Source organism: Gimesia aquarii (assembly GCF_007748195.1).
Classification (GTDB): Bacteria; Planctomycetota; Planctomycetia; order Planctomycetales; family Planctomycetaceae; genus Gimesia; species Gimesia aquarii.
The window spans coordinates 4,156,524-4,180,487 of sequence record NZ_CP037920.1 but is presented as its reverse complement, the minus strand read 5'-3'; the positions used below and the strand labels follow the sequence as shown (position 1 = coordinate 4,180,487).

Sequence of the window (23,964 nt, the reverse complement as noted above, 5' to 3'; positions counted from 1 at the left end):
GAGATGCAATGTCTGGTTTCTCTCCCCTGACAGATGAAGAGCGAGCAGTATACGAATGGCAAATCTGGGTACCGGGATTTGGTGAACTTGGTCAGGAAAAATTAAAGAACTCATCAGTTCTCGTCTCACGTTGTGGAGGCTTGGGAAGTGTGGTCGCATATGAGTTAGCAGCAGCAGGAGTGGGTAAATTAGTTATTGCTCATGCGGGAAATGTAAAGCCGAGCGATTTAAATCGCCAATTGTTAATGACGCATGACTGGTTAGGGAAACCACGCGTCGAATCGGCGGAACGACGGCTGAAAGAACTGAATCCTCGTTTAGAAGTCGAAGCGATTCCGGAGAATATTTCTGAAAAGAATGCAGAGGAAATCGTTGATCAAGTAGACTTGATCGTAGATTGTGCCCCCCTGTTCCCTGAACGCTATGCGATGAATCAGCAATCAGTGATACAAAATAAGCCATTGATAGAATGTGCCATGTATGACTTGGAAGCACAACTGACAACATTTGTGCCTGGCCAAACAGGATGTTTAGCATGTTTGTATCCAGATGATCCACCGGCTTGGAAACGAGAGTTTCCAGTCTTTGGTGCTGTTTCAGGAACAGTGGGTTGTATGGCTGCGATGGAGGCCATTAAGCTGCTTTCTGGTTTGGGGCAACCCCTGACAAACCAGTTATTAATGTTTGATTTACGTGATATGACATTCCGTCGTAATCGTATTTTGCGTCGATCCGAATGTTCTGTTTGTAAAAAAATAGATGTATAAAATTCGCTTAAGTGAACGACCCTGGGGGGGATCTTATGAAAAGGTTTTGGAGACGATTGACTGTTGTTGTCCTGATCACTGGTTGTTTCTTTGGTACTCAGGACCTGTTACAGTCTGCTGAGTCAACACAGAAAACCGAGTGGCGGGCAGCCGCGACATCTGTTGTGATTACACCCGAAAAATCGATGTGGATGTCAGGGTATGCCGCCCGTAATAAACCCTCTGAAGGCAAAGTTCATGACCTTTTTGCTAAAGTCCTGATTATTGAAGATATGAACGGGCAAAAAATGGTAATTGTTACTACGGATCTGATTGGAATTACACCCGCGTTAAGGGATCCTATCGCAGCTCGGTTAGAGTCCGAATTCAAAGTCCCTGCGGCAGCTTTATTGATGAATGCTTCTCATACACACTGCGGTCCCGAATTGCGTGAAGGAAAAGCAACACGTCGAGGTTTGGGAGGGGATCGTGGGGCTGAAGCACGAGAATATACTCAAGCTTTAGTCAAGAAAATCATCGCAACCATAGGTAAAACGTTACCAAATCTTGAACCAGTCACTTTGAATTATTCGTATGGTCGAGCAGGATTCGCTATGAATCGACGTTTGCCAACTTCTAAAGGAGTGAGAAATAGCCCCCATCCTCAAGGGCCCGTCGATCAACGAGTACCAGTATTGAGTGTCAGACGGACTGATGGTTCAATTATGGCAGCGCTTTTTGGATATGCGTGTCATAATACGACACTCAGTTTTTATCAGTTTTGTGGTGATTATGCAGGCTTCGCTCAGGAGTATCTCGAAGCTGATCATCCGGGGATGGTGGCTTTATTTATGATGGGTTGTGGTGGCGATCAAAATCCCTACCCGCGTCGAACTTTAGATTTGGCCAAACAACATGGACGAGCGCTTGCAAATGCAGTTGAGGTGGCTTTGTCTGTGCGTCAACCACGAACGATTCATGGCCCGTTGGGAGTGGCTATGGATGATGTGGTACTGGAATTTGCGACTCCTCCCACTCGTGAAGAACTGCTGAAACAGAAGGAACGGGGAAATAAATATGAAAAGAGTCACGCAGATCGTCTATTAGCCCAGCTAGAAGAGCGTGGAGGGATTCAAACACGCTATGCATTTCCCTTACAGGTCATACAATTTGGATCAGATTTAACATTGGTCGCGATTTGTGGTGAAACAGTCGTAGATTACTCACTTCGTCTGCAAAAAGATCTGAAGACAGATTTGGTGGCTGTCGAGAATGTCGAACCAATCATTTGGGTTGCCGGCTATTCCAATAATGTATTTGGGTATCTACCAAGCCTTCGCGTTTTGAAAGAGGGAGGCTATGAAGGAGGTGGGGCTATGACTTATACCTCGTATCCTGGTCCCTTTACTGGTTCCGTGGAAAAACGTGTGGTCTCCAAAATTGTTGAGTTGACAAAGCAAGCCCGCAAAGCAGCCAAATAAATTAGCCCGACCACAACTATTAGGTAGTACTTTTATCTAAATTAACAGTTTTTTGCGTTTTCTTTACTAAACCTCATATTTACAATAGGTAAATTAGTATTTAAGAATTCGAGATCAAAAGGTCTGTTCGTTTTCGCCTGGAGTAGATTTTAATGTTACGACGCGCTTTAAAAAACATCGTATCTCTTTTGATGATTGTCATCTCACTGGTCGTGCTGACTTCTGGAGTGCAGGCACAAACAGCCCAAGAAGTGACTGAGTCTCGCTTAAAAGGTGTGGAGTTCCTAAAGTCACAGCAGCAAGATGATGGAAGCTGGGAATATGAAGGACATCCGGTCGGAATTACTGCGCTTTGTACGCTTGCTTTGCTGGAGAACGGGGTACCAGTCAATGATCCACTTATCCAAAAAGGCAGACTATTTATTCTTAAAGAGTCAGAAAAACTAAAATCGACATACGATCTCGCACTGGCAACATTATTACTTTCCCGTATCGGCGACCGGGAAGACAAGACGATGATTCGAAGGTATGCAGCGCGTCTGATTGCCGGTCAGACAACGACGGGAGGTTGGAGCTATTCTTGTCCGATAGTCGCATCAAGTACTCTTAATAATCCGAGAGCACGTCCCAAACTGGGGACGTCACCGGGAGATAATAGTTGTACTCAGTTTGCTGTGTTAGGTTTATGGACTGCCTCCCGATCCAATATTGATATCGAAGAATCGATGATCGGGGTTGCCAGACGTTTTGTTGAAACTCAAAACGAAGATGGTGGGTGGTCCTATCGTCTTCCCACTGAAGAAAAGGCAGAACCTTCCAGGAATTCAATGACGCTCGCAGGGTTATTTTGTCTGACAGTAGCTCGCGCTTCCAAAATTAAATCTATGCAAAAACAGGAAGAGGAAGAAGGAGAGTCCAGAGCAGAAACTCAAAAGGAAGGAGAAACGTTGATCTCCGATCCGATTTTTGCCAAAGGACTGGAAATGGCCGGTAAGTATGCCGCAGGAATCAGTACTTCTTCAGCCCGCTATTTTCTCTGGTCGACGGAGCGTGTGGGCGTATTGTTAGGTTTGGAAAAATTGGGAAACACGGATTGGTTTTCAAAAGGCGCGAATGTACTCATCAAAACACAGAAAGAGGATGGGAGTTGGGAAAATTCACGTGGCAAACTTGCCGACACTTCTTTTGCCATTCTTTTCTTGCGGAAAGCGAACCTGGGAAGTGATATATCTCGTATGTTGAATGGGGAGCCTGAAAAGAAATTTCAAATCTTCACTCAGGATAAGAAGCCTGAATATGCTTCACTTTCAGAAGCTGTTAAAGATTCAAAATCAGGAGATCTAATCCGCGTTAATGGCGATGGTCCATTTCGCATCCCTCATGTCGAAATTGATAAGGATTTGACAATCGAAGCTGGTTTTGGTTATGACCCTGTTTTTGTCTATTCCAGAGGACGCAATAAATTAGGATTGCGAGCCCGTCCCGAACGTGATCCAAATGTGAGACATATTATTCGTGTTTCAAAGGGAACACTCGCAATCGAAGGTATCTCATTTCAGTTTGATCCACCAGAAGTTGGGAAAGAAATTCCCTGGGCAGCCGTGGTTGTAAATGGTGGAAATCTGAGAATGTTGAATTGTTCCATCTCCGAACAGAATAACAAAGGGATGGCTGCAATTCAGATCTTATCCCCCACCGATTCTTCGTTTACGAATTGTTTTTTTGTAGGGGGACGCGCTGCGTTTGAAATAGAAGGCACCGGAAAACAGACATTAACAGTTGATGATTCAGTCCTTTTTTCAAGGAAAATTTTCTCTGTGCTCAAAAGTTCTGGAAAGACTGTCGGAGGCAGTATTAATCTTAACCTTTCGCATTGTACAATTCAGGGTTTAGAAGCTTTCAATTTCGAGCGGTTTGTCAAAGATATTCATATCATGAGTGACCATACTGCATATAAGGTTGAAAACTTGGGACTCTCACTTTTATCACAGAAATCATCGAAAGAAAGTCGGTCATTTGAAGGTGACGGAAATGTCTATGATGTCGATAAATGGCTCGGAATGAATGGTAAGGCGGACACAAGTATTACTAATGCGAAAAGTTGGGATCGTTTTTGGGGAAATAAAGAAAAAACTTCGTTAGAAGAGACGATTTCGTTTGTATTACGTCGCTCCAATAATTCCTTTAACCATCGGTATCGACCCGAAGACTGGGAACTTTCAGAGGATTCGAAAGTCGCAGCACGACAATATGATCTGGGGGCGAAACCAGCGAGTGTAGGAGCTGGTCCTGGTTTTAGCCGTTTTCGCAGTAGTATTCTGTATAACGAATGGAAACAGAAACAAGTTGCTGAAGCAAAGTGATTGATTTTGAAGTAAAGCGAAGTTGTTTTTCAAATCAATGAGACTAAAATCTTGATGAGCGATGATCTGGGATTGTCTATGGATCATGCATCGCTCTCCCTTTTTTTCGTTTCGACGGTGAGGAAGTTCACCGGTTTTTAATGAACACCAGCAAATTACGCCGCCAGATTGTATTCGAAGCGGCACGACTGATGTATTCCCGTCAGGAGACTGAGTATTATCGGGCCAAAATGAAAGCCGCCAGGAAAGTGTGCCAAGGTTGGGTTAAGCCTGCCGACCTCCCAAGCAATCGCGAAATACGAGATGAAATTCAGCGGTTCGCCTGCACGTTTGAAGGAGACACCCGTACTCAGAATCTACTTTCGATGCGCCTGCAAGCGTTGAGATATATGCGGTTATTGAATGCCTACCGTCCCAAAATCATCGGAAGTACTTTGACGGGGCATATTCGTCAGGGATCTGACATTGACCTGCATGTGTTTTCACACAGTTGCGAGGCTGTGACAGCACAACTTGACGATGAAGGCATAGACTATCGTGTAGAACATAAAACTGTTAAAAAGCATGGTGAAGAGCGTATTTTTACTCATATTCATATCCAGGATCAATATGCAGTCGAACTGACACTCTACCCAACTGAGCGGGCAAGTTACGGTTTTAAGTGTTCGATTACCGGTAAACAAATCGAACGAGCAACGTTGCCAGAATTTGAACAGTTTCTATTGAAGGAGTATCCCGGCATCGACCTGGATCAACGGTTAGCAGAGGTAGAACAGAATATAGACCGCTTTCAAATTTATCGTATGTTGTTGATTCCGTTGGCAGGTGTGAAACAATCACGTAAATATCATCCGGAAGGAGATGCACTGTATCACAGTTTACAGGTTTATGATCTGGCCTACGACGAACAACCTTACGATGAAGAATTTCAATTAGCGGCTTTGTTACATGATGTTGGAAAAGCAATTGATGCTCAGAACCATGTTGAAGCGGGATTAGAAGCATTGGATGGCTTTATTTCGGAGCGAACAGCCTGGCTCATACAACACCATATGGACGCTCATGCAATAAAAGCAGGAACAATTGGTGCTCGTGCCAGAAGACGATTAATGGCGAATGAAAACTATGAAGATCTCTTGTTGCTGGAAGAATGTGATCAAGCCGGGCGTCTGCCTGGAGTGGAAGTACCGGATCTTGATGATGCGCTAGATTCAATTCGTGAAGTCTCTCGACTTTGCGGTTAGGTCGGAGAAACCGGTTTTGTCTATGGATTCTTTGGAATTACTCAAAAATTATTTAGGATTAACTCGATGACGAAACGTGTGCTGAGTGTAGGCCAGTGTGTACCAGATACCAATTCATTAGTCCATTTTTTGACAAGTCATTTTGATGTTGAAATAGATCAATCTGACGTTGAAGCAGATACATTGGAAAAGTTAAAACAAAATCCCTATGACCTCGTTACGGTGAACCGAAAATTGGATGCAGATTATAGTGATGGAATTGAATTAATCCGGAAAATAAAGAGTTTACCTGAAATCAAATCAAGTTATTTTATGCTTGTTTCAAATTACCCCGAGTATCAGGATGAAGCAGTTGAAGCTGGCGCGGAGTACGGATTTGGTAAGAACGAATATGAGAACCCTGAAACGGTTTCTCGATTAAAACCTTATTTAGGTTGATACTTCAAATAACGTCCGGGAAGTGTTTCTGTCTCAATCGTGAGCGGAGAATTGTCCTGAACGATGGGAGTTCCATTAGATATCACATGGCTGATTCCCGATGAAAATTGCTGTGGATCCTGATAGGTGGCGTGATCCTGAACGGTGAGTGGATCGAAGATAACGACGTCAGCGAAATAACCTTCTTTTAATTGGCTTCGCTTACCGAGACCAAACCTGTGGGCTGCCGCTCCCGATAGTTTATAAACGGCATCTTCGAGTGAGAATAGATGATGGTCTCTGACACAGGGACCCAGCAATCGTGGGGCAGAACCAAATTGGCGAGGGTGAATAATTCCCCCTTCCATATAGATTCCATCTGTTCCCATCATATATAAATCGTGTTGTAGAACAGGGTCGACCAGTCGATCATCGCCCATGTTGAATACTAAAAGTACTGCCATTTCTTCTTCTATCAAAAGGTTGACCAGAGCTTCTTCTTGTGAGAGTCCCGACTCTTCCACATATTGGCTTAGTGACTTTCCTTGATGATGTTTGTTTTTTTCACTGCGAACCCAGGCAATCTGAATGGCCGAGATATCTAATAAATAATTATCCAGTCCGTACCGAAAGCGCTGTTGCAATTCCGGTTGCTTGAGTTTTTCTACTGCCTGGAGCGGTCCTGCTTCCCATACTTCATAAGGCAGTAAAAAATGCAGCATTGTGGAACCTGGTTGATAAGGGTAAACATCAAACGAAATATCAACTTCATGTCGTGCTATTTTGTCGATATACTCTAATGCTTCTTCCGCTTGCCCTGGATGTTGTCCTTTTAAGTGTGAAATATGAACTTTCACCCCTGCTCTTTTCCCAATCTCCACTGCTTCTTTGATCGCTGGAATTAAAGTCTTTTTATATCTTACATGAGAAACATAGAGACCATCATATTTCGACATGGCCTGACAGGCCTCTATGATTTCTTCAGTTGTGGAAAAACATTGAGCGATATAATCGAGACCTGTTGAGATCCCCACAGCACCTGCTTCCATCCCTTTAATGACTTCACAGCAAATTTGTTTCATTTGAAAGTCATCAACTCTTTGGCGACCAAAGCCACATGCCATCGAACGCAAATTTGCATAAGGGAGATGTGTCATTACATTCTGAACATTTTTGCCATCAATCAGGCTCATGTATTCATGTAGCGATTCCCACCCAGTGTATTCTTCGGGGAATAGACCATCCAGAGATTGCAAATAGTAAATCCAGTCTTCAGCCGTGCATCGATCTACAGGTGCATAAGAAATTCCATCAGCCATAATGACTTCTGTTGTGAATCCCTGTGATGTTTTAGAGATAAAGTTGGGGGTGTTGAGTAACCAGCTATCGGAATGATTATGCACGTCCACAAAGCCAGGGGCGACAATTTTATTCCGGGCATCAATTGAATGTGAACCGGAAGCATGTTCCAGATTTCCAATTGCTATAATTTTGTCTGCTTTGATGCCGATATCTGCACGGTATCGTGGGGCCCGAGTACCGTCAATTACAGTACCACCTTGGATGAGTACATCAAAATCTGGATCTTGAGAAAGGGAATCGTTGGTGTTCATGAGTCATCTGGCATTTGGTTTGAGGAGTATTGCAGGAAGGATGCGCTGGAAGACTAATTTACTTTGACGTTTTTATGACCGGGAGAAAAGCCTCATTGGAGTAATAATTCAAAATAATTTAGAGCTCCTTATTAAGTCATCCCAGATCTTGTGATTTGACGATGATTCTCATTTCACCTGTTATTCTGTTTTCATTCCTTCCTGCAGAAACTACAATAAATAAGACTTTTCTGATGTAATATTCGTAAAAGTTGTGAAATGTTTTAACCGACAAAAGTAAAATGGCGTAACAAGAATACTCTAGAACTTTCAAACAGGAGCACTTCATGAGTCAACGTTCAACTCGCCGCGAGTTTATTAAGCAATCATCGGCACTAGGTGCTGCATTTTGGGTGGGTGGTCAGAGCCTGCTTGCAGAAGAAAAATCACCCCTTGAGCGACTCAATTTCGCATCAGTTGGTATCGGTGGTAAAGGTTCAAGTGATTCTGCAAGTGCTGCGAAGCATGGTAACTTGATTGCCATTTGTGATATTGATGATAAGCGTCTGGCAAAATCGGCTGCTCGTTATCCCAAAGCCAAAAAGTTTAATGATTATCGGGAAATGATTACCGAAATGGGAGATCAGATTGACGCAGTCACTGTTAGTACTCCCGACCATTCACATGCTCCTGCAAGCATTATGGCGATGAAAAAAGGCAAGCACTGTTTTACACAAAAGCCATTAACCTGGTCAGTTCATGAAGCCCGCATGATGCGCGAAGTTGCCAACAAACATAAGGTAGCGACACAAATGGGGAATCAGGGTACTGCTAAAAATGGATTTCGTGAAGCGGTGGAAGTGATTCGCTCGGGTGTGTTGGGTAATGTACGCGAAGCTCATGTTTGGACGAACCGTCCGGTTTGGGGAAAAGGTGTAGATCGTCCACCAGAAGGAGAACCCGTTCCAAGACATATCCACTGGGATCTCTTCCTGGGACCTGCTCCCTATCGTGAATTCAGTACGCTTTATCATCCGTTTGAATGGCGCGGCTGGCTCGATTTTGGAACTGGTGCTTTGGGAGATATGGCTTGTCACACGATGAACATGCATGTGATGGCGCTTGATCTTTATGATCCGCTGACTGTGGAAGCAGAACAGGAAGGGATGATCGAGAACGAAACCTATCCGAAATCGACAAAGATTACTTATGAATTCGGTCAGCGTGGCGATCTTGTTCCGTTGAAATTGACATGGTACGACGGCGGTAACAAGCCACCTGAAGAACTTCTAATGGGTGAGAAAATGAAATCTAGTGGAGTTGTCTTAGTTGGTGATGAAGGAAACCTATACACACCAGATGACTATGGCGCAGAATATGTGCTGTTACCAAAAGACAAATTCAAGGACTTCAAAAAACCTGAGCAAAGTCTACCGCGTTCGCCCGGTCACTTTGAAGAATTTGTAGTTGCTTGCAAAGGTGGAGATCCTGCCATGTCCAACTTCAACTATGCAAGCCGTTTAACCGAAACGACGTTGTTAGGGAATGTTGCCATTCGTGCTGGTAAGAAGCTTGAATGGGATCCTAAAAAAATGGAATTCACGAATGCTCCAGAAGCCAATAAGTTTTTGACACGTGACTACCGAGATGGTTGGTCGCTTTAGTTTGGCAGTAGTTGAATCAATTCGTTAAATTATAATCCCCGCAGGGCAATTTGTTCTGCGGGGTTTTTGTTTTTGAGCTTTTAATTCGAAGTTTAAGTGTCAGTATTCAATGAATAATATCGTCCAGTGCGGAAAGCGAGACGACTTCGGTTCTGGAAACCAATGCCCTGCTCCGATTCGCAGCCAGTCCATGTAGCCCTATCTCATGCACATACAATTCACGGGTTGTAGCAGTGTCTCTTAAATCGTGCACATCAGCATTCTCCAGGATGAGATAGTGCTGGTCCTGCCCGACCAAAGTTCCCGCAATCACATACAGGCTGGAAAGATCTACTACAATTTCCCGGCCTAGAAATTGTTCAAAGCTTTGGCATTCATCGCTCATGAAGTCATCCTAAAAGATATAAGTAATTTGATTTTCAAGATAGAAATCAAAATCTATTTTGGCTTCTTCCTAACTGAAATCAACCTGTCAGCTTTCACTGTCGTATTCAGTTGCGATATTCAATAGTGCCAGTCAACAAAACTTGTCTTGACCTAAAAGTAAGAATTTATTATGTCATTTCTTAAGAATGACTCTCTCCCACCTCAATCAACCTCATTTCTACCACAATTATTTTAAGTCACGTTAGCTCATTTACTTAAGTCAAATCGCCTGATTTGGCTTCGGTTTCTCAATATCTCCTTAAGTACCTGTTATTCAATTTAATATGAAGAATTTACCATATCATTTCACTTACCAGTTCTTTTGGAGTCTGGTCCCTTTTTGCCTGGTTTTGGCAAGTCTTAGTGATGCTTGGTTGGTTTTTGCAGAAGAGAAACCACAAGCCAGTGGAGTTACGCTTTTGTTGATGAAAAGTGGTCGGATGCTCTCTGGTCACATCAGTGAAGGTGCAGGTGGATATTTGGTGAAAAACCCCTCTGGAAGTCTACTGGTTCCCTATGAAGATATAGTCTTTGAAGCGAAGAACCTGCATGAGATCTATTTGAAGCAGAGGAAATCGATGAAATTTCCAACAGCAAATACGCATCTCAATCTGGCTCGCTGGTGTATTACAAACAAGTTATACGAGGAAGCCAAGATTGAGTTGAAGGACGCAATCAGGCTTGAGCCAAAACGATCCGAGCCACAATTAATGTTACAGAGATTGATGAGAGATTCATCCACGAATCGACTAACGGTAAACCAAAAAATCCAGGAGAAGATACTAAAAAAACAGGCGGAACGCTCTGAGGAAGCAACTTCATTAACAGGAATCTCGCGGGAGCAATCAGCGATATTTGTTCGAAAAATCCAACCCATTCTTTCAAATAAATGTGGTAATGCGAATTGTCATGGTAGTGCTACAAAATCACAATTTCGCCTGACTCAGATTAGTAGACGCTATGGAAATCACAGAATTCATGCAGAAAGAAATCTAGCAGAAGTGCTGCGGTGGATTGATTTAGATGATCCTACTCGTAGTCAGTTACTGGTGAAGCCAGAGAAAGAACACCCCCAACGTGGCATGGTCGTATTTTCCGGACATGCTGCACGGAAACAGAAGCAGCTTCTCCAAAAATGGGTGTCAGAAGTTGTGGCTGATCGCATCCAGCAAGACGAATTGCGGGCGGAGCGTTTAGCACGTCGTGCAGCACGTCGACACGGTCAGGCGAAAAAGAATCTTCTGGACCCTAATTGGGGTAAGTCAGCTGTGAAACAGGCAAAGCTGGAAGCTGCTCCTGCTGCTTTAAAAGGAGACATTTCTTTAATTTCCGGTTTTGAGCCAAAGAAATTAACAGATGCGGAAATCGAAGAAATGGTTCAACCCAAACCGGAAGATCCATTTGATCCTGAGCTTTTTAATAATCCAAAACCTGCTGATCAACCTTAAAAAGCAAAATCTACAAACAGTAGTGCTCAATCAATGCACCAAATTTATGGGTCCCTTGTTCCAACTGACCTAATTCAATGAATTCATCGTGGGTGTGAGCTTGTCCAATATCTCCCGGGCCAAACACAACGATGTTTTTCAGTTCGTGAAACATGCTGCCATCCGTTCCATAAGAAACTGTTTTTGCGCGTTCGGTACCCGCGATCTTCAGCACTTCATTCACGAATGGGGAATGGGGGTCAGTATAGACCGGTTGGCCTCCACATTTGAACTGGAATTCTACTCCACATTTTTCAGCAGCACTTCGCGCACGTGTTACCAGTTCTTCTGGATCCTGTCCTGGCATTGGTCTGAAGTAAACTGTGCAGATACTTTGTGGCGGCGTAATATTGACTGCGGCCGTTCTGTCATTAATTCCGATGTTCCAGCCATTGGTGGGAGGATCAAATTCCTGATTCTGCCAGCGAGGGTCTGACATGCATTCCTCGTAGAGTGCTTTCATCTCTACGAGAAACGGGATCATTGCCAGATTGGCATTAATACCAGTACTCAGGCTTGAGTGCGCCGCCCGACCATGTGAAATCACCTGGAAACCATAGGTTCCCTTGTGTGCGTAAACAACTTCCAGTCGTGTGGGTTCACCAATGATTCCATGACTCTCACCTTCAATCATTTCCTGGTACATGGATGATTTTTCGGCCACATTCCGTGCACCATGATATCCAACTTCTTCATCAGCGGTACATGTAATATAGAGTGGCTGTTTCAAAGGACGGTCGGCATACTGTTTCGCTGCCGACAACATGCAAGCGATGGAGCCTTTCATATCACAACTTCCCCGACCGTAAAGTTTATCTTCCTTTAAAGTCGGGGTAAAAGGAGTGAACTCATCAGTAAACCAGGGATCAGCGGGAACCACATCCGTATGAGCGAAATAGGCTAGACCGCCCTTGCCTGTTCCTTTACGTCCGATGATGTTCGCTTTGCGAATGCCATTGGGGTCGTTAAATTCCAGACGCTCGATGTCAAATCCCAGTTCTTTGAGAGTCGATTCCACATAATCACTGACTTCCAGATTGGAGTAACAACTCGTTGATTCAAACGCAACAAGTTCTTTCGTATATTTGAGAGCATCCATTTATGATTTCCAGAGTCGAAATATTTATGATTGAGACTTCAGATGATGTTGAAAGTGTGACAGGGTCTTTTCCCACATTTTAGGAGAGAGCACATGCCCGGCCCCCTCTTCAATATAATAAGTGAAATTCTTTTTTGCATGCATGGTCGCATAATTGTTTGCAATTATTTTTACACCGTCCCGCACATCTTCGATGGGACTACCCCCATCTAATTCACCAAAGTTCAAATGTAGCGGCCGAGGAGCAATGAGAGCGGCAATATCCGGAGTATCACCGAATTCATAAATTCCTGGGATAAAATTTGGAAAGCAATGCAGCATGTGCTCTCGATGAATCCCACGATAAGTGGGTAGGCAACAGTTTCCGACCAGGCATTTGATTCTCTTCTCCCAGGGACCGACTAGCCAGGTATGTGTTGAACCCATTGAGTGTCCATAACAGCCAATATTTTCGTCGATGACTTCTGGCCGGCTTTGAAGAAAGTCAATCGCCCGTTTCATGTCGAGTATATTTTTCCAGGCCATACATTTGCCAGCGACAACATATCGCAGAAATTCATGCCGTTCATAGTGACCGGCCTTTAGTCTTTTACTGGGATCCTGGCGCTCTTCAAAGCAAAGGGCATCAGGGCATAAAACGACAAATCCCTCTTTAGCCAATGCGGCACCTGTATGATGCATTGGATTCCCTGCTAAACCAGCAGGTTCACTTTTCCCTAAATGATACTGACCTGCATGTTGATGCCAGACAGCAACAGCCGGTGCAGGATGGGCTGGAGATACCGTATCGGGAATCAGAAGCATGGCGGGAATCGCGTCGCCAGGCTCCACCTCATAGGTGAGCGACTCAATACGATAGCCTTGCTTTTGAATGGTTTTTCGTGAAATGACACTCAGTGCAGGTGGTTTGGGCCATTCACCACCTAAACACCGCAATAACTTGTCCTGAAAATCCAAGGCTGCCATTAGTCATACTCCGTAGAGTGAAACAATCAATTTTGAATGATTAATCATCTCTTTTATACCCTCTGAAACCTTTATGTTAAAGTAAATTACTCTGAATATACTATTAGATCTGATTCATCTTCACTTTTCCTGTTGTCTTTGATGAATTTACATTTATTGGTCATCTGAAAATGCTTGTTTCGGCTCTCAACCATTGCAGGAAACCTGCTTTTCTAAATTTATGTGACATAGAAAAATCGTAGACCGGTTTGAAGTAGAATAATCGTTTTGCTAATGCATGTGTGAAGAAAGAGTCGCAATAACGGAAATAGTTCGTATGTCACAAGACACACTCAATTGGTAATAGAGTTCTAAGACAGGCTGAATTGGGGATGATATATAAATCAACAACCATTGAGTGTGGTGAATAATTAACTCATAATATATGGTTATTCACAGATCAAGATTTAAATGTAGTTATCACAAGACAAACCCTACTTTTAATAATGTGACTCATACCCAAAAGGTCACATGAGCGGAATGAGAAGTGGATAGCTATGACCGAAGAACATCTGAGACAACTACGATTTATTCATAGGACTTACTTGGGGATTTGTGCCGCCACTCTTGTTTTTGCAGTAGCACCACAAGTTCCAGATACGCATGAGCTTTTAGCTGCTCGTGCAGATGTAAAAGATCTGATTTATTTCCTAAGTATGTCCAGAGATCCAAGTAGGGATACTGCAAAAGCCCTTGCACAAATTGATCACCACCACAAAATTCGTAGTGAACTTGGCTTACCATTCGCAATGGCGAAACTTGTTCCGGAAGAAAGCTTAAATGTATTAAAGTATAAACTTAGCACCTGTTATATGACTGACATTTTAATTGAATCTAAGGCAGATACCATTTTTGGAGATGCGGAAGAATCAATATTCGCAGGTACTGACATTAGCAAAAAAAATCAAAAACTTTTATTTGCATTGCAGGAGGAAAACATCAAACTCTCCCAGTATCAAGACAAAATTCAAAAGATAGCGAATGAAGAGATTCAATTTTCTAGGCTAAGTGAAAGCATGACAATTGGAAAAGAAATCATTCAATTTACTAATAGAAATAAGCATCATCCTCGTCCTGTCAAAATGACCATAAATATTCTATCTAGAAAAGTAATCTTTCCTGACAAGATTCTGGAAAGTAACGATCTAAAAATATTTAGCCGGAAATCAAATGCTCAAATCTATTGGGAAGATATAAAAACGTTGACACCATCTGCTGCTTTATTATGGATAGATCGTAAGCTCTCTGGTAAATCCAGATCGATTTCCGTGCTCGGGCTTTCTATCAATGAAGATAGTGCAAAACTAGCAGCACCTCTTCTTATTCTTGGTGTCTTATTTGGTTTTATCTCACATCTATCAAATGCTGTTAAATTGGTAGAGAGGGTTGGAGAAATTGATGATAACTTTCCTTGGATCGCACTCTTTTCTGACAACTCGAGCAAGTTTTTAACTTTTGCTTCGACGTCAGTATTTCCTGTCATAGCACTAAGTTGGTTGTTATCTCGTTCTTTCGTTGATAATTCTTCAATAACCTTTTGGTGTTCCGTTGTTGTAATTTGTGTTGTTTTCTTAACATCGCTTCGAGCATGTTATCTAATTAGGCAGCTCTCAATCTGTCTACAAACACTCCATCGCTGAAAACGAAAGCCAATAATATTCTTTATCTAGAACTGTAATATTTTTGATCGTTACAGAGTCGAATATTTAAACAAAAACATGATGGTAGACTCACATTCTCTATAAAAAAATGGTAAAAGATTGATCCGACTGGAATAACAACACGTTGAAATCGGGAGCACATGATTTCTGTTTCATTTTCCATTGTAGGCAACCAGAATGACCATCAAAGTAAGCTGTGATATTTGTGCAAAGAAGTATAAGGTTCGTGATGAAGCAGCCGGTAAGCGTATGCGTTGCAAAGAGTGTGGTGAAACGATCACAATTCCAGAGCCAGAAACGGATCACAATGACGATGATTTTTCCAAACTGTTAGATGATGCTGTTGAACTGGAGGCTAAATCAAAATCCATTCGGCGGGTTGTCAGAAAGCCGATGGTCAAGGCAGAAAAATATCAGGGAGACGAAGATGGCCCAGTCACCCGAAAAAAGACGAATAATTATGTCCAGGATTTGAAAGAGACATTCCTCTTTCTGTTAGATCCCGCGAATTTGTTCACATTTGTTTTTATCTGGATCCTGCTCTGTTTACGAGATCTGGTATTACCTTATGGGGGGCGATTTGGATTATTTGGCTATATCATCATCCTGGGGTGGTATAGTAATTATCGATTTAGTGTAATCTACGAAGCGACATCTGGACGCAAAGAATTACCAGAGCTAAGCCCGGAAGAAGGCTATTTCATTCCAATGCTCAAATGGGCGGGGACTTGGTTGCTAGTCCATTTACCAGCTTATCTTTATTTGGGATTCGCGATTTATTTCTATGTTGAAGATATGGCTGGTGGCGGTGTACCCAATCTCATTCCTCAGGAACTTGCTGATTTTTTACCGCTTTTTCATCTTGGTGTGTTCGTTTTTCTCTATTGTGCGGGACTGTTTTTCTGGCCCATTCTTGCGTTATGCGTCGCCGTGGGTGGATTTGAAACCGTCTTTCGAATTGATTTAATGATCATAACAATCTTCCGATCAATGGCTGCTTATTTCTTCACGGCAGGTGCTATTTTTATCACGGCTGTTTTTCAGATTTTTACCACAATTACGGCCATGCAATTAGGTGTCGTGGGAATTATCATTATGATGGGGATCATTCTGTATCTGGAAATTGTTGCGCTGCGTATGATTGGCCTGTATTATCATCATTTCAAAAAACGCTTCGCTTGGCATTGGGGATGAAAAACGAGCGATTTCTAGCTCAGCCTTATTTTTCATGAATGGTTTGAACGACCTTATCAAAAGTGGGACGCATTTGTTCAAATAGCCCTTCGTCACAAAGGCAAATCAAATTAAACTGGACTCTCCCTGTAAGCAAGGTAACACGGTAGCCTTTCTGTTTCCCTCCAAACATCGTTTTGGTGGTAAAGATAGATGAGCAAGTATCCCCCATTTTGGTTTTGAATAATTGATGAGCCCCGATTTCTTCATAGTTTGGGTAATCATCGGAAAATTTGATTTTCATTAAACGATGAATATCCACAACGGGAGGTTCAATCTCATCAGCATCAGCACCTTGTGTCATAGAGATGCCAGCGCCTCCCAAAGCTGCTCCTGTCATATTTCCTCGAATTGATATTTTGGTGCTTTCATCTGGAGAAAGGAATTGTGCCCAGCTTTGAACTCCCCCTTTTCCTCCACCATTTTTCACGGTCCATCCCTCTGGGTATTCACAACCAAAATCACCTACTTCCGGTTCAAATTTGGCAAATTTAACCGGCGCTGCCGCTTTTTTCTTGGCTGTTGCGCCAGAATTCAACGAACTTCCCATTGAATAGACAAAGTAGATCAGGCCTGCTGTGACACACAGGCCCAGAACACAGCCGCCAATAAGGAGAGGAAGTGGTATCTGAGAGTCGGACTTTTTTGATGACTTTGATTTTTTTGAAGAGGAGTCTTTTGCAACACTCTTTGACCCTGAGGTACTTTTACGTTTTTTTAAACGACGTGCTCGAATCCGTTCGGGATCATAGGAATTCGCACCGCTCTCTTCGAGATCCTCGCTTTTGGGTCTACGAGCTGATTGGGATTTCTTTTGGCCATCTGCTTTAAGCACAAAAGGGGTTTCACAACTTCGACAATTGACCTTTTTGCCGAGCATTTTAGAGCTTTTGAGCCTGACTTTTGTCTGGCAGTGAGGGCAAGTGACTGTTAGTCCCGACACGACTTTTAACTCCCAGTATCAAATCTTGATGTAAGTAATTCTAAATCTTTAAGGGGATCAGAGGAAGGATATTGCATGAGGGTTGTTGATGCTGATTCACCAACCAGTAGTTTATATTGTTATCCATAGGGTAATAAAAACACAATACATACCAGAAAATCAATTATAAAATTCACACTTTCCATTAGCAGAATCAGGATCGAAAGAAACGATACCTGTCATGAATGAAAAAAATTTCAAAAAAGAAAACAAAATCGGAACGCTGCAGGATCAATACCATAACAAAGCCCGTTGAATGGTATCTGTTTCTGGCGCGACAGTATCAATTTGATGGGCTTTGTTTTTTGGTCAATAACTTAAGATCAAACTTCAGGCAAAGGAGGGCTTGTAATGAGAGGCTATCAAATAAAGAGCAGCAGAATCAGAAAAAATACTAAGAAAAATCAAGATGCAGGACCCAATACAGTGAGGACTAGTTCACATCGATGATTGTTTATGTCATAATGAAAACAATACTTGGCTATAAAGATTGACCACTTTTCCAGGCTCATGTAATGCTTTTGATAATTCAAAGATTCCTACCATTTCCTGTTCTGTTTCTCCTCTTGGGATCCAGTTTCTCTACACAGCGAACTCTTACAGCTGCAGAAACAACATTTTCTTTTGGTTTTGCAAAGACGGAAATTACTCCCGAAGTCCCATTGAGGCTTTCTGGTTATGGAAACCGTGCTGTAGTTTATGAAGGCATTGATGAGCCTCTTTATATTCGTGCAGTTGCCATCAAAACTTCAGACAGAAAAATCTGTTCGCTGGTTTCCATTGATTCCATTGGCTTTGCGGGGAGTTTTGTTGATCGCGTTGCCGGAAAGGTGAAAAAAGAGTATGGAATGAACCGCGATCAATTGGTGGTTTGTAGTACCCACTCCCATACCGCTCCTCACCCGGTCGAAGGCTTATCGAATATCTTTTCAACTCCGATGACGAGTGAGCAAAAGCAGGCTTCACAAAAATATTGGGATATGGTCGAAACACAAATCGTAGAATCTGTAGGAAGAGCCATTCAGGATCTTCGCCCTGGAAAGATGTCGGTCATTTCCGGTAAAGTAAGCTTTGCCCAAAACCGTCGCATGTTGAAGAATGGCAAGTGGAGCGGGTTTGGATTCAATCCAGAAGGACCCGTTGATCATAGTCTACCGTTGATTAAAGTTACCGATGACTCAGGAAAACTGCGAGGGGTCGTTTTCAATTATGCCTGTCACTGTACGACTTTCGGTAGTGATTACAATCGGTTGAATGGTGACTGGGCTGGCTATGCGGCAAAATACATTGAAGAACAGCATGGCGATGTCACCGCAATTTGTACCATCGGTTGTGGTGCGGATCAGAATCCCATACGAGGTAATAAGAATGTCGCCAAAGATCTGGCCATTGGTCATGGACGAGCAATTGCTCTGGAAGTCTCTCGTCTTTTGAAACAGCCCATGCAGGAAATCAATTCTCCAATCAAGACATCCTATGGTGTTGCCAACCTTCCCATTGAGCGTCCCACAGAAGCACAATTGAAAAAAGCACTCGGAAATAAACGAGAGCAAGTCAAAAAACATGCAGAGAATATGCTGGCGATTTATAAGCAAAAAGGACATCTTCCTGAAACCTACCCTGCTCCGATACAAGTCTGGAAATTTGGTAATCAATTAACCATGATCTTTCTGGGGGGAGAAGTCGTCGTCGATTATGCACTTCGTCTAAAGAAAGAAATCAAAAGTGATCTGGTTTGGATCACCGCTTATGCCAATGATATTTTTGGTTATGTTGCCTCAGAGCGCATGCGGGCCGAAGGTGGATACGAATATGACTTTTCGATGATCTATTACAATCAACCCGGTCCCTGGTCAAAAGGCACCGAAGATATTCTGATGCGTCGCATACACGAACTTGTCAAAGAGGCTCAGTAAGTTTTGAACTGCGGTCTCCCCACGTTAAGTTTCAATAAACAGGCGATTTGCTTGCGAAAGTATATTATGTTGTGTCAAAGAAAAACATTTATTTATATCACTTACTGTTGTCTGCTCCTATGTGTGTTGAGCGGTGGTAGTGGAAATACAGAAGCCGCCGATTGGCCGATGTGGCGAGGCAACATTGAGCGGACCGGTGTCACATCAGAAGTACTACCAGAAAAATTATACCCCGGTTGGTCGCGCAGGTTGCCTGCTTATCAGGTGGCCTGGCCAAACGAAGAACGTCTGCAGTTCGATTTCGCCTATGAACCGGTAGCAGTTGGTAACCATATTCTGGTGGGATCACCTTTGGAAGGAAGTCTCACCTCGTATGATGCCAAAACGGGCGATCAACGCTGGAAGTTTTACACGAACGGTCCGGCCCGATTTGCTCCCATTGTTTCGGATCAAAATGTAATATTTGGTTCGGATGATGGCTTTCTATATTGTCTGAATCTTGCTGATGGTAAATTACGTTGGAAAATCAAAGGCGCTCCCGATACTCATCAGGAACGCTGGCATCTGGGTAACGATCGATTAATTTCGTATTGGCCCATTCGAGGAGCTCCTGTAGTGAAAGAGGGAGTGGTTTTCTTCGGTGCCGGAATCTGGCCCTCCATGGGAACGTATTTGAGTGCCGTTGATATCAAAACGGGAAAACGAAAATGGATTAACCAGAGAATTCAATACTTGAAAAACGTACGCATCGATCATAATTATCTGCACGAAGCAGGTCTCTCGCCTCAAGGTTACTGTCTGATTGCCAATCAGATGCTGGTGGTTCCCAATGGTCGGTCCATGCCGGCACGGATTGATCCCGAGACCGGCAAGATGCACTACTTTGTGCAAGGTTATCGCAATGGTGACTCTCGGGTGATAGCCGCGGGAGATTATCTTCTGGTCGGTCATTCCGGTGTTGTCAACTTGGCAGACGGTCGCGAGGTCGGTAATCGCTGGGTCGATGCCGGCAAGGATGCGCCAAAATCCTGGAGCACGCTCAAACGAGATCAGTTTGAGGGTCCCTTTGATGCCTATAAGAGTATGCCTGGCTGCAGCTTTCGCTCTGTGTATGATCAAGGGATTTGTTACGGTGTCGATAAGGGAGTGGTCTACGCGTACGATTTGTCTCAAGCTACGAAAAGTTTGTATGAGAAAAAACATGGCGCGCAGACCGTCAAACCAGCCAAGTGGGAAGCCCCTTTGCTTTGGAAACTGGATACCGGTTTGGGGAAAGATGAGACCCATTCGATCATTAAAGCCGGAAACACATTGTACGCTCATGTTGGTAAAACCTTATTTGCAGCAAAAATAGCCAAAGATCAAAAGTCGGCCAAAGTCATCTGGCAACACAAACTGACTCAGCCCGTTGGTTCGCTGATCGTTGCCAATCAACGTTTGATTGTTTCCTGTCTCAACGGATATCTGCACTGCTTTCAGACCGAGCCACAGAAACACAAGTGGCTGAAGCAGGCGCATGTACCATTACCGAGAATTTCAGCTGAAGATATCCAGCTTGCTTTTGAATATCTAGATGCAAGTTCTATCAAAGTGGGTTCTGAGGGTCCTCTAATAGCGGGTTATATTGTAATACGTGGTATAGAGTCCGAATCGCTGCCAGATGCATTGCGGCAGGTCGCCAGTGTTCGGACCATTGTGATCGAGGACGACATCGAGCTTGTTAAGAGGTTGCGGAAAAAGTTCCACGACGTCGGCGTTTATAACGGGGAAGTCCAGATCATTCACGCCGACCCCGACACCTTTCCATTGCCTCACTATCTGGCCGATCTGGTCATTGATCCGACACCTGCTGCGAAGAATGCAGTCGCGCTGCCTCAGAAGCTCAAATCGGTTCGTCCTTACGGGGGCGTCGCCTGCCTGAAGGTGAATGATGCCAACCAGACGTTGATAGAAAAGATGACATCCAGTCTCGACAAAGCACATTGGAAAGTTCAGCGACAGAACGATCTGGTCGTTCTGCAGCGCAAGGGAGCCCTGCCCGGTTCGTCTGACTGGACTCACGAATGTTCTGATGCCGCTCGGTCTTATTTCTCTCGCGATCAACTCGTCAAAGCCCCCCTGGGAATTTTATGGTATGGAGATGGACCCGGTTATGGGTTCCATAAGTTCAAAGACTATGGTCGAGGCGTCAAACCACAAGTTGGTGGCGGCCGGCTGGTCGCCTTCGACGATCGTGCCAAACGCCTGACAGCGATCGACGCTTACACCGGTCGACTGTTGTGGAACTTTGATACCGGAACAACAGTTGTTCGTTTTGCAACGCTGCCTCATGCAATCATTGTCGGCAGGAATTCTGAATGTGTCATCCTCAATCCCGAAGATGGTTCGATCATCAAAACACTTCCCTGCAAGCTCGATCCGAAATTGACAGGAGTGCCGGGTGTGGTCGATGTACGTGTAGACGATCCTCTGATTCTGGTTGCCATTGGATTCGATCTTCCCAAAGGGCACAGTCATCCTGCGATTGAAACCGGATTGTGGGATGCCAAAACGATTGTTGCCTTTGACCGAAAATCGGGAAAACAGCTCTGGTCGATTGTGGCGAAAGAACGATTTAACATTCATTCTCTGGTCCTTGGTAATGATTTGGTGTTCTGTACCGATTCCATCTCCCCCCTAAAAGCCGATCAAATGAAACGTCGCGGCACCGCCCCCGAGACGTTCACATCGGAAGTGTTGGCCCTCGATCCAAAGCACGGAACTCTCAAGTGGAAATTCAAACGTGAATATGGTCATCGGGTCATGACAGGCCGCGGCCCATTGGCGATTCGTCCTTATGATGATTGGTCTGCCTTTTCTGAAAAATCTCAATTGCTCTACACGGGAAAATTAAAAGAGATGCAAGCCCTGAATGCCACGACTGGTAAAAAAGTCTGGGAAAAACCAATCGGCTTGCAACCGTTACTGCTGTATGACGATTCTTTTATTAATCAGGCAGGCGTCAAGTACGATCTGTTCACAGGCAAGCAGATTTCGAAAAAACCGCTCTTCAAACGTAGCGGCTGTAATTACACGGTCGGAAATCAAAACCTGTTATTTTTGAGAAACAATTGTGCCGCCTATGTCGATATGGATCAGAAGAAAGAATTCAGTCTCCGTAATCTACGCTCAGGTTGCAGCAACAGCCTTGTGGCCGCGAACGGTCTGTTAAGCATCCCCTGCTTTTCAACCGGCTGCATTTGTAATTATCCTCTGCAGACTTCCTTTGGCATGGTGCATATGCCGGAAGTGAGCCAATGGACGACCGACGATCCCATCGATGTCAAACAACTTCGCGATGCTCAGACGGCAGTGACACCTGAAAATCAAGTCAATCCTGCAAAATAGATTCATTTGAAGTCGTGGATCTTCATCAATTGGTAATCTCTCTCTACAAGATGCGATTTTTTTTGAAATCAGATCAAGCATTCTGAGTCATAAGTCTTGAGAATGAAAACACTTTCAAGTTAAAATCCCTTTCCGGTCAAGGCGGGTTCCAGAGTGAACTGACCTGACCGCATGAGTGTCAAGCTATTACTTTTGCGCCCGTAGCTCAGCTGGATAGAGCAACGGACTTCTAATCCGTAGGTCAGTGGTTCGAATCCACTCGGGCGTATTTCTTCAGTGATCCGCAAGTGATCACAGGGCTCATCTGCCCTCCTCCCCTCAAAAAAAGTGTCGATCTTCGTCTTGACGGGGGGCTCCCGTTTTCGAAACTCTTAATTTCTGCGTCGCGCGCGCGAGGCAGTGAAATTTCGCCGATGAAGTTTTGCTCCCCTGAAATTCTCAGCACCATAAAAACCCCTGGAAAGAGACAAATTTCAGAGACCGCCACCAAAACCACTTCAGGATGTGCAGTATGGAAGAACCCGTTTCGGATCATTTTCAACAAAAAATAGAGCTTTTTAACATGTCGTTTTACCATATCCGAGACAAAACTGCGCAAATCTGCTTGAAGCGATCGTGTTGCAATTAAGAGAAATACCGAGTCAACCAAAATCCAACAAACCATAATCACAGCTCTCATTTTAAATTCGAAAAACAACGCTGGCCCAGCACTTAAACCACACGCTCCAGTGGGACTAGATCTTTCAACCAGGGAAGATCCCTTTAAAGAAAACGTTCCCTCACATTATACACGACCGCAACGAACCACCCTCCGATGAACATCGGGAACTGCAAAAACAGAGGAGGACCTAAGTATCCGGATAAAAAATATCGTAGGGGCTGACCCACGTGTCAGCCCGCGGGGTTGATGTGTCTGTATTGATGCATGCTGATGGTATTACGTGGTGCCGATGTGGGTGTGAATCAGTGGGGATGTCGCGCGGCGGGTCGACACATGGGTCGACCCCTACGAATATTTCTAACGCATTGGTGATCGGTGATCAATGTAGAGGCTGATCCATGTGTCAGCCCGCGGGGTTGACGTGTTTGCGTTGAGGCATGCGGATGGTTTTGCGTGTTGCCGATGTGGATGTGAATCGGTGGGGATGTCGTGAGGCGGGTCGACACCTACGAGGTCTGTGACTTTTGGGGGCATTATGTTTCATGGTACATCTAGATGCAAAATCTTGGGAATTTTGCCTAGATATATTAACAAGTGTTG

Annotated in this window: 17 protein-coding genes and 1 tRNA gene; 12 read left to right on the top strand and 6 right to left on the bottom strand. The window is 43.9% G+C overall.

Annotation, left to right across the window (positions count from 1 at the left end; translation table 11 throughout):
• The first annotated feature begins 8 nt into the window (after window positions 1-8).
• The 5 genes from V144x_RS16110 to V144x_RS16090 all read left to right on the top strand — a co-directional run bounded on the left by V144x_RS16110 (window position 9) and on the right by V144x_RS16090 (window position 6,272).
• Complete coding sequence (locus V144x_RS16110) at window positions 9-767, top strand: HesA/MoeB/ThiF family protein (protein WP_144986146.1); 759 nt, start codon at window positions 9-11, stop codon at window positions 765-767.
• A gap of 35 nt (window positions 768-802) precedes the next feature.
• Window positions 803-2,227 carry a neutral/alkaline non-lysosomal ceramidase N-terminal domain-containing protein gene (locus tag V144x_RS16105; protein WP_144986145.1) on the top strand — a complete coding sequence of 475 codons (1,425 nt, stop codon included), beginning with the start codon at window positions 803-805 and terminating at the stop codon, window positions 2,225-2,227.
• 152 nt (window positions 2,228-2,379) lie between these two features.
• Window positions 2,380-4,590 (top strand): prenyltransferase/squalene oxidase repeat-containing protein, encoded by a 2,211-nt coding sequence (locus tag V144x_RS16100; RefSeq protein ID WP_144986144.1) that lies wholly within the window; start codon window positions 2,380-2,382, stop codon window positions 4,588-4,590.
• A gap of 140 nt (window positions 4,591-4,730) precedes the next feature.
• A complete protein-coding gene (locus tag V144x_RS16095) occupies window positions 4,731-5,834 on the top strand; it encodes an HD domain-containing protein (RefSeq protein WP_144986143.1) in 1,104 nt (367 codons plus the stop codon).
• Between the two features lie 66 nt (window positions 5,835-5,900).
• Complete coding sequence (locus tag V144x_RS16090) at window positions 5,901-6,272, top strand: response regulator transcription factor (protein ID WP_144986142.1); 372 nt, start codon at window positions 5,901-5,903, stop codon at window positions 6,270-6,272.
• Here the strand turns inward: V144x_RS16090 and V144x_RS16085 are convergent.
• Window positions 6,260-7,864, bottom strand: a complete 1,605-nt coding sequence (locus tag V144x_RS16085; protein ID WP_144986141.1) for an N-acyl-D-amino-acid deacylase family protein — start codon at window positions 7,862-7,864, stop codon at window positions 6,260-6,262. The genes V144x_RS16090 and V144x_RS16085 overlap by 13 nt on opposite strands.
• Window positions 7,865-8,190: 326 nt before the next feature.
• Here V144x_RS16085 and V144x_RS16080 point away from each other — a divergent pair, with 326 nt between their 5' ends.
• The gene (locus tag V144x_RS16080) at window positions 8,191-9,507 is read left to right on the top strand and encodes a Gfo/Idh/MocA family protein (RefSeq protein WP_144986140.1); all 1,317 of its coding nucleotides are present in this window, start codon (window positions 8,191-8,193) and stop codon (window positions 9,505-9,507) included.
• Between the two features lie 106 nt (window positions 9,508-9,613).
• Here the strand turns inward: V144x_RS16080 and V144x_RS16075 are convergent, their stop codons facing one another.
• Window positions 9,614-9,892 (bottom strand): hypothetical protein, encoded by a 279-nt coding sequence (locus V144x_RS16075; protein ID WP_144986139.1) that lies wholly within the window; start codon window positions 9,890-9,892, stop codon window positions 9,614-9,616.
• A gap of 325 nt (window positions 9,893-10,217) precedes the next feature.
• On the opposite strand from V144x_RS16075, the gene V144x_RS16070 reads away from it, so the two are divergent.
• Entirely contained in the window at window positions 10,218-11,381 is a 1,164-nt protein-coding gene (locus V144x_RS16070) for a hypothetical protein (protein WP_144986138.1), read from the top strand.
• Between the two features lie 10 nt (window positions 11,382-11,391).
• Here the strand turns inward: V144x_RS16070 and V144x_RS16065 are convergent, their stop codons facing one another.
• A complete protein-coding gene (locus V144x_RS16065; protein WP_144986137.1) occupies window positions 11,392-12,519 on the bottom strand; it encodes a M20 family metallopeptidase in 1,128 nt (375 codons plus the stop codon).
• Window positions 12,520-12,543: 24 nt separating this feature from the next.
• The gene (locus V144x_RS16060; RefSeq protein ID WP_144986136.1) at window positions 12,544-13,485 is read right to left on the bottom strand and encodes a dienelactone hydrolase family protein; all 942 of its coding nucleotides are present in this window, start codon (window positions 13,483-13,485) and stop codon (window positions 12,544-12,546) included.
• A gap of 536 nt (window positions 13,486-14,021) precedes the next feature.
• Here V144x_RS16060 and V144x_RS16055 point away from each other — a divergent pair.
• Both V144x_RS16055 and V144x_RS16050 read left to right on the top strand, forming a co-directional pair.
• Window positions 14,022-15,164 carry a hypothetical protein gene (locus V144x_RS16055; RefSeq protein ID WP_144986135.1) on the top strand — a complete coding sequence of 381 codons (1,143 nt, stop codon included), beginning with the start codon at window positions 14,022-14,024 and terminating at the stop codon, window positions 15,162-15,164.
• A gap of 198 nt (window positions 15,165-15,362) precedes the next feature.
• Complete coding sequence (locus V144x_RS16050) at window positions 15,363-16,379, top strand: hypothetical protein (protein WP_144986134.1); 1,017 nt, start codon at window positions 15,363-15,365, stop codon at window positions 16,377-16,379.
• Between the two features lie 25 nt (window positions 16,380-16,404).
• Here the strand turns inward: V144x_RS16050 and V144x_RS16045 are convergent, their stop codons facing one another.
• Complete coding sequence (locus V144x_RS16045; RefSeq protein ID WP_144986133.1) at window positions 16,405-17,361, bottom strand: MJ0042-type zinc finger domain-containing protein; 957 nt, start codon at window positions 17,359-17,361, stop codon at window positions 16,405-16,407.
• A gap of 554 nt (window positions 17,362-17,915) precedes the next feature.
• Here V144x_RS16045 and V144x_RS16040 point away from each other — a divergent pair.
• From V144x_RS16040 to V144x_RS16030, 3 genes are all read left to right on the top strand, one after another.
• Window positions 17,916-19,316 carry a neutral/alkaline non-lysosomal ceramidase N-terminal domain-containing protein gene (locus V144x_RS16040; RefSeq protein ID WP_144986132.1) on the top strand — a complete coding sequence of 467 codons (1,401 nt, stop codon included), beginning with the start codon at window positions 17,916-17,918 and terminating at the stop codon, window positions 19,314-19,316.
• A gap of 66 nt (window positions 19,317-19,382) precedes the next feature.
• Window positions 19,383-22,703, top strand: coding sequence for an outer membrane protein assembly factor BamB family protein (locus V144x_RS16035; protein ID WP_197998463.1), 3,321 nt, complete (start codon window positions 19,383-19,385; stop codon window positions 22,701-22,703).
• A gap of 194 nt (window positions 22,704-22,897) precedes the next feature.
• Window positions 22,898-22,971 (top strand) — tRNA-Arg (locus V144x_RS16030).
• A gap of 750 nt (window positions 22,972-23,721) precedes the next feature.
• Here V144x_RS16030 and V144x_RS28420 read toward each other — a convergent pair.
• A complete protein-coding gene (locus tag V144x_RS28420) occupies window positions 23,722-23,898 on the bottom strand; it encodes a hypothetical protein (protein ID WP_197998462.1) in 177 nt (58 codons plus the stop codon).
• Window positions 23,899-23,964: the final 66 nt, after the last annotated feature.

What these genes read in the sequence shown, in the direction of transcription:
- V144x_RS16110 (WP_144986146.1), top strand. Translation starts at nt 9, where the DNA reads ATGTCTGGTTTCTCTCCCCTGACAGATGAAGAGCGAGCAGTATACGAA.
- V144x_RS16105 (WP_144986145.1), top strand. Translation starts at nt 803, where the DNA reads ATGAAAAGGTTTTGGAGACGATTGACTGTTGTTGTCCTGATCACTGGT.
- V144x_RS16100 (WP_144986144.1), top strand. Translation starts at nt 2,380, where the DNA reads ATGTTACGACGCGCTTTAAAAAACATCGTATCTCTTTTGATGATTGTC.
- V144x_RS16095 (WP_144986143.1), top strand. Translation starts at nt 4,731, where the DNA reads ATGAACACCAGCAAATTACGCCGCCAGATTGTATTCGAAGCGGCACGA.
- V144x_RS16090 (WP_144986142.1), top strand. Translation starts at nt 5,901, where the DNA reads ATGACGAAACGTGTGCTGAGTGTAGGCCAGTGTGTACCAGATACCAAT.
- V144x_RS16085 (WP_144986141.1), bottom strand. Translation starts at nt 7,864, where the DNA reads ATGAACACCAACGATTCCCTTTCTCAAGATCCAGATTTTGATGTACTC.
- V144x_RS16080 (WP_144986140.1), top strand. Translation starts at nt 8,191, where the DNA reads ATGAGTCAACGTTCAACTCGCCGCGAGTTTATTAAGCAATCATCGGCA.
- V144x_RS16075 (WP_144986139.1), bottom strand. Translation starts at nt 9,892, where the DNA reads ATGAGCGATGAATGCCAAAGCTTTGAACAATTTCTAGGCCGGGAAATT.
- V144x_RS16070 (WP_144986138.1), top strand. Translation starts at nt 10,218, where the DNA reads ATGAAGAATTTACCATATCATTTCACTTACCAGTTCTTTTGGAGTCTG.
- V144x_RS16065 (WP_144986137.1), bottom strand. Translation starts at nt 12,519, where the DNA reads ATGGATGCTCTCAAATATACGAAAGAACTTGTTGCGTTTGAATCAACG.
- V144x_RS16060 (WP_144986136.1), bottom strand. Translation starts at nt 13,485, where the DNA reads ATGGCAGCCTTGGATTTTCAGGACAAGTTATTGCGGTGTTTAGGTGGT.
- V144x_RS16055 (WP_144986135.1), top strand. Translation starts at nt 14,022, where the DNA reads ATGACCGAAGAACATCTGAGACAACTACGATTTATTCATAGGACTTAC.
- V144x_RS16050 (WP_144986134.1), top strand. Translation starts at nt 15,363, where the DNA reads ATGACCATCAAAGTAAGCTGTGATATTTGTGCAAAGAAGTATAAGGTT.
- V144x_RS16040 (WP_144986132.1), top strand. Translation starts at nt 17,916, where the DNA reads ATGCTTTTGATAATTCAAAGATTCCTACCATTTCCTGTTCTGTTTCTC.
- V144x_RS16035 (WP_197998463.1), top strand. Translation starts at nt 19,383, where the DNA reads ATGTTGTGTCAAAGAAAAACATTTATTTATATCACTTACTGTTGTCTG.
- V144x_RS28420 (WP_197998462.1), bottom strand. Translation starts at nt 23,898, where the DNA reads ATGCCCCCAAAAGTCACAGACCTCGTAGGTGTCGACCCGCCTCACGAC.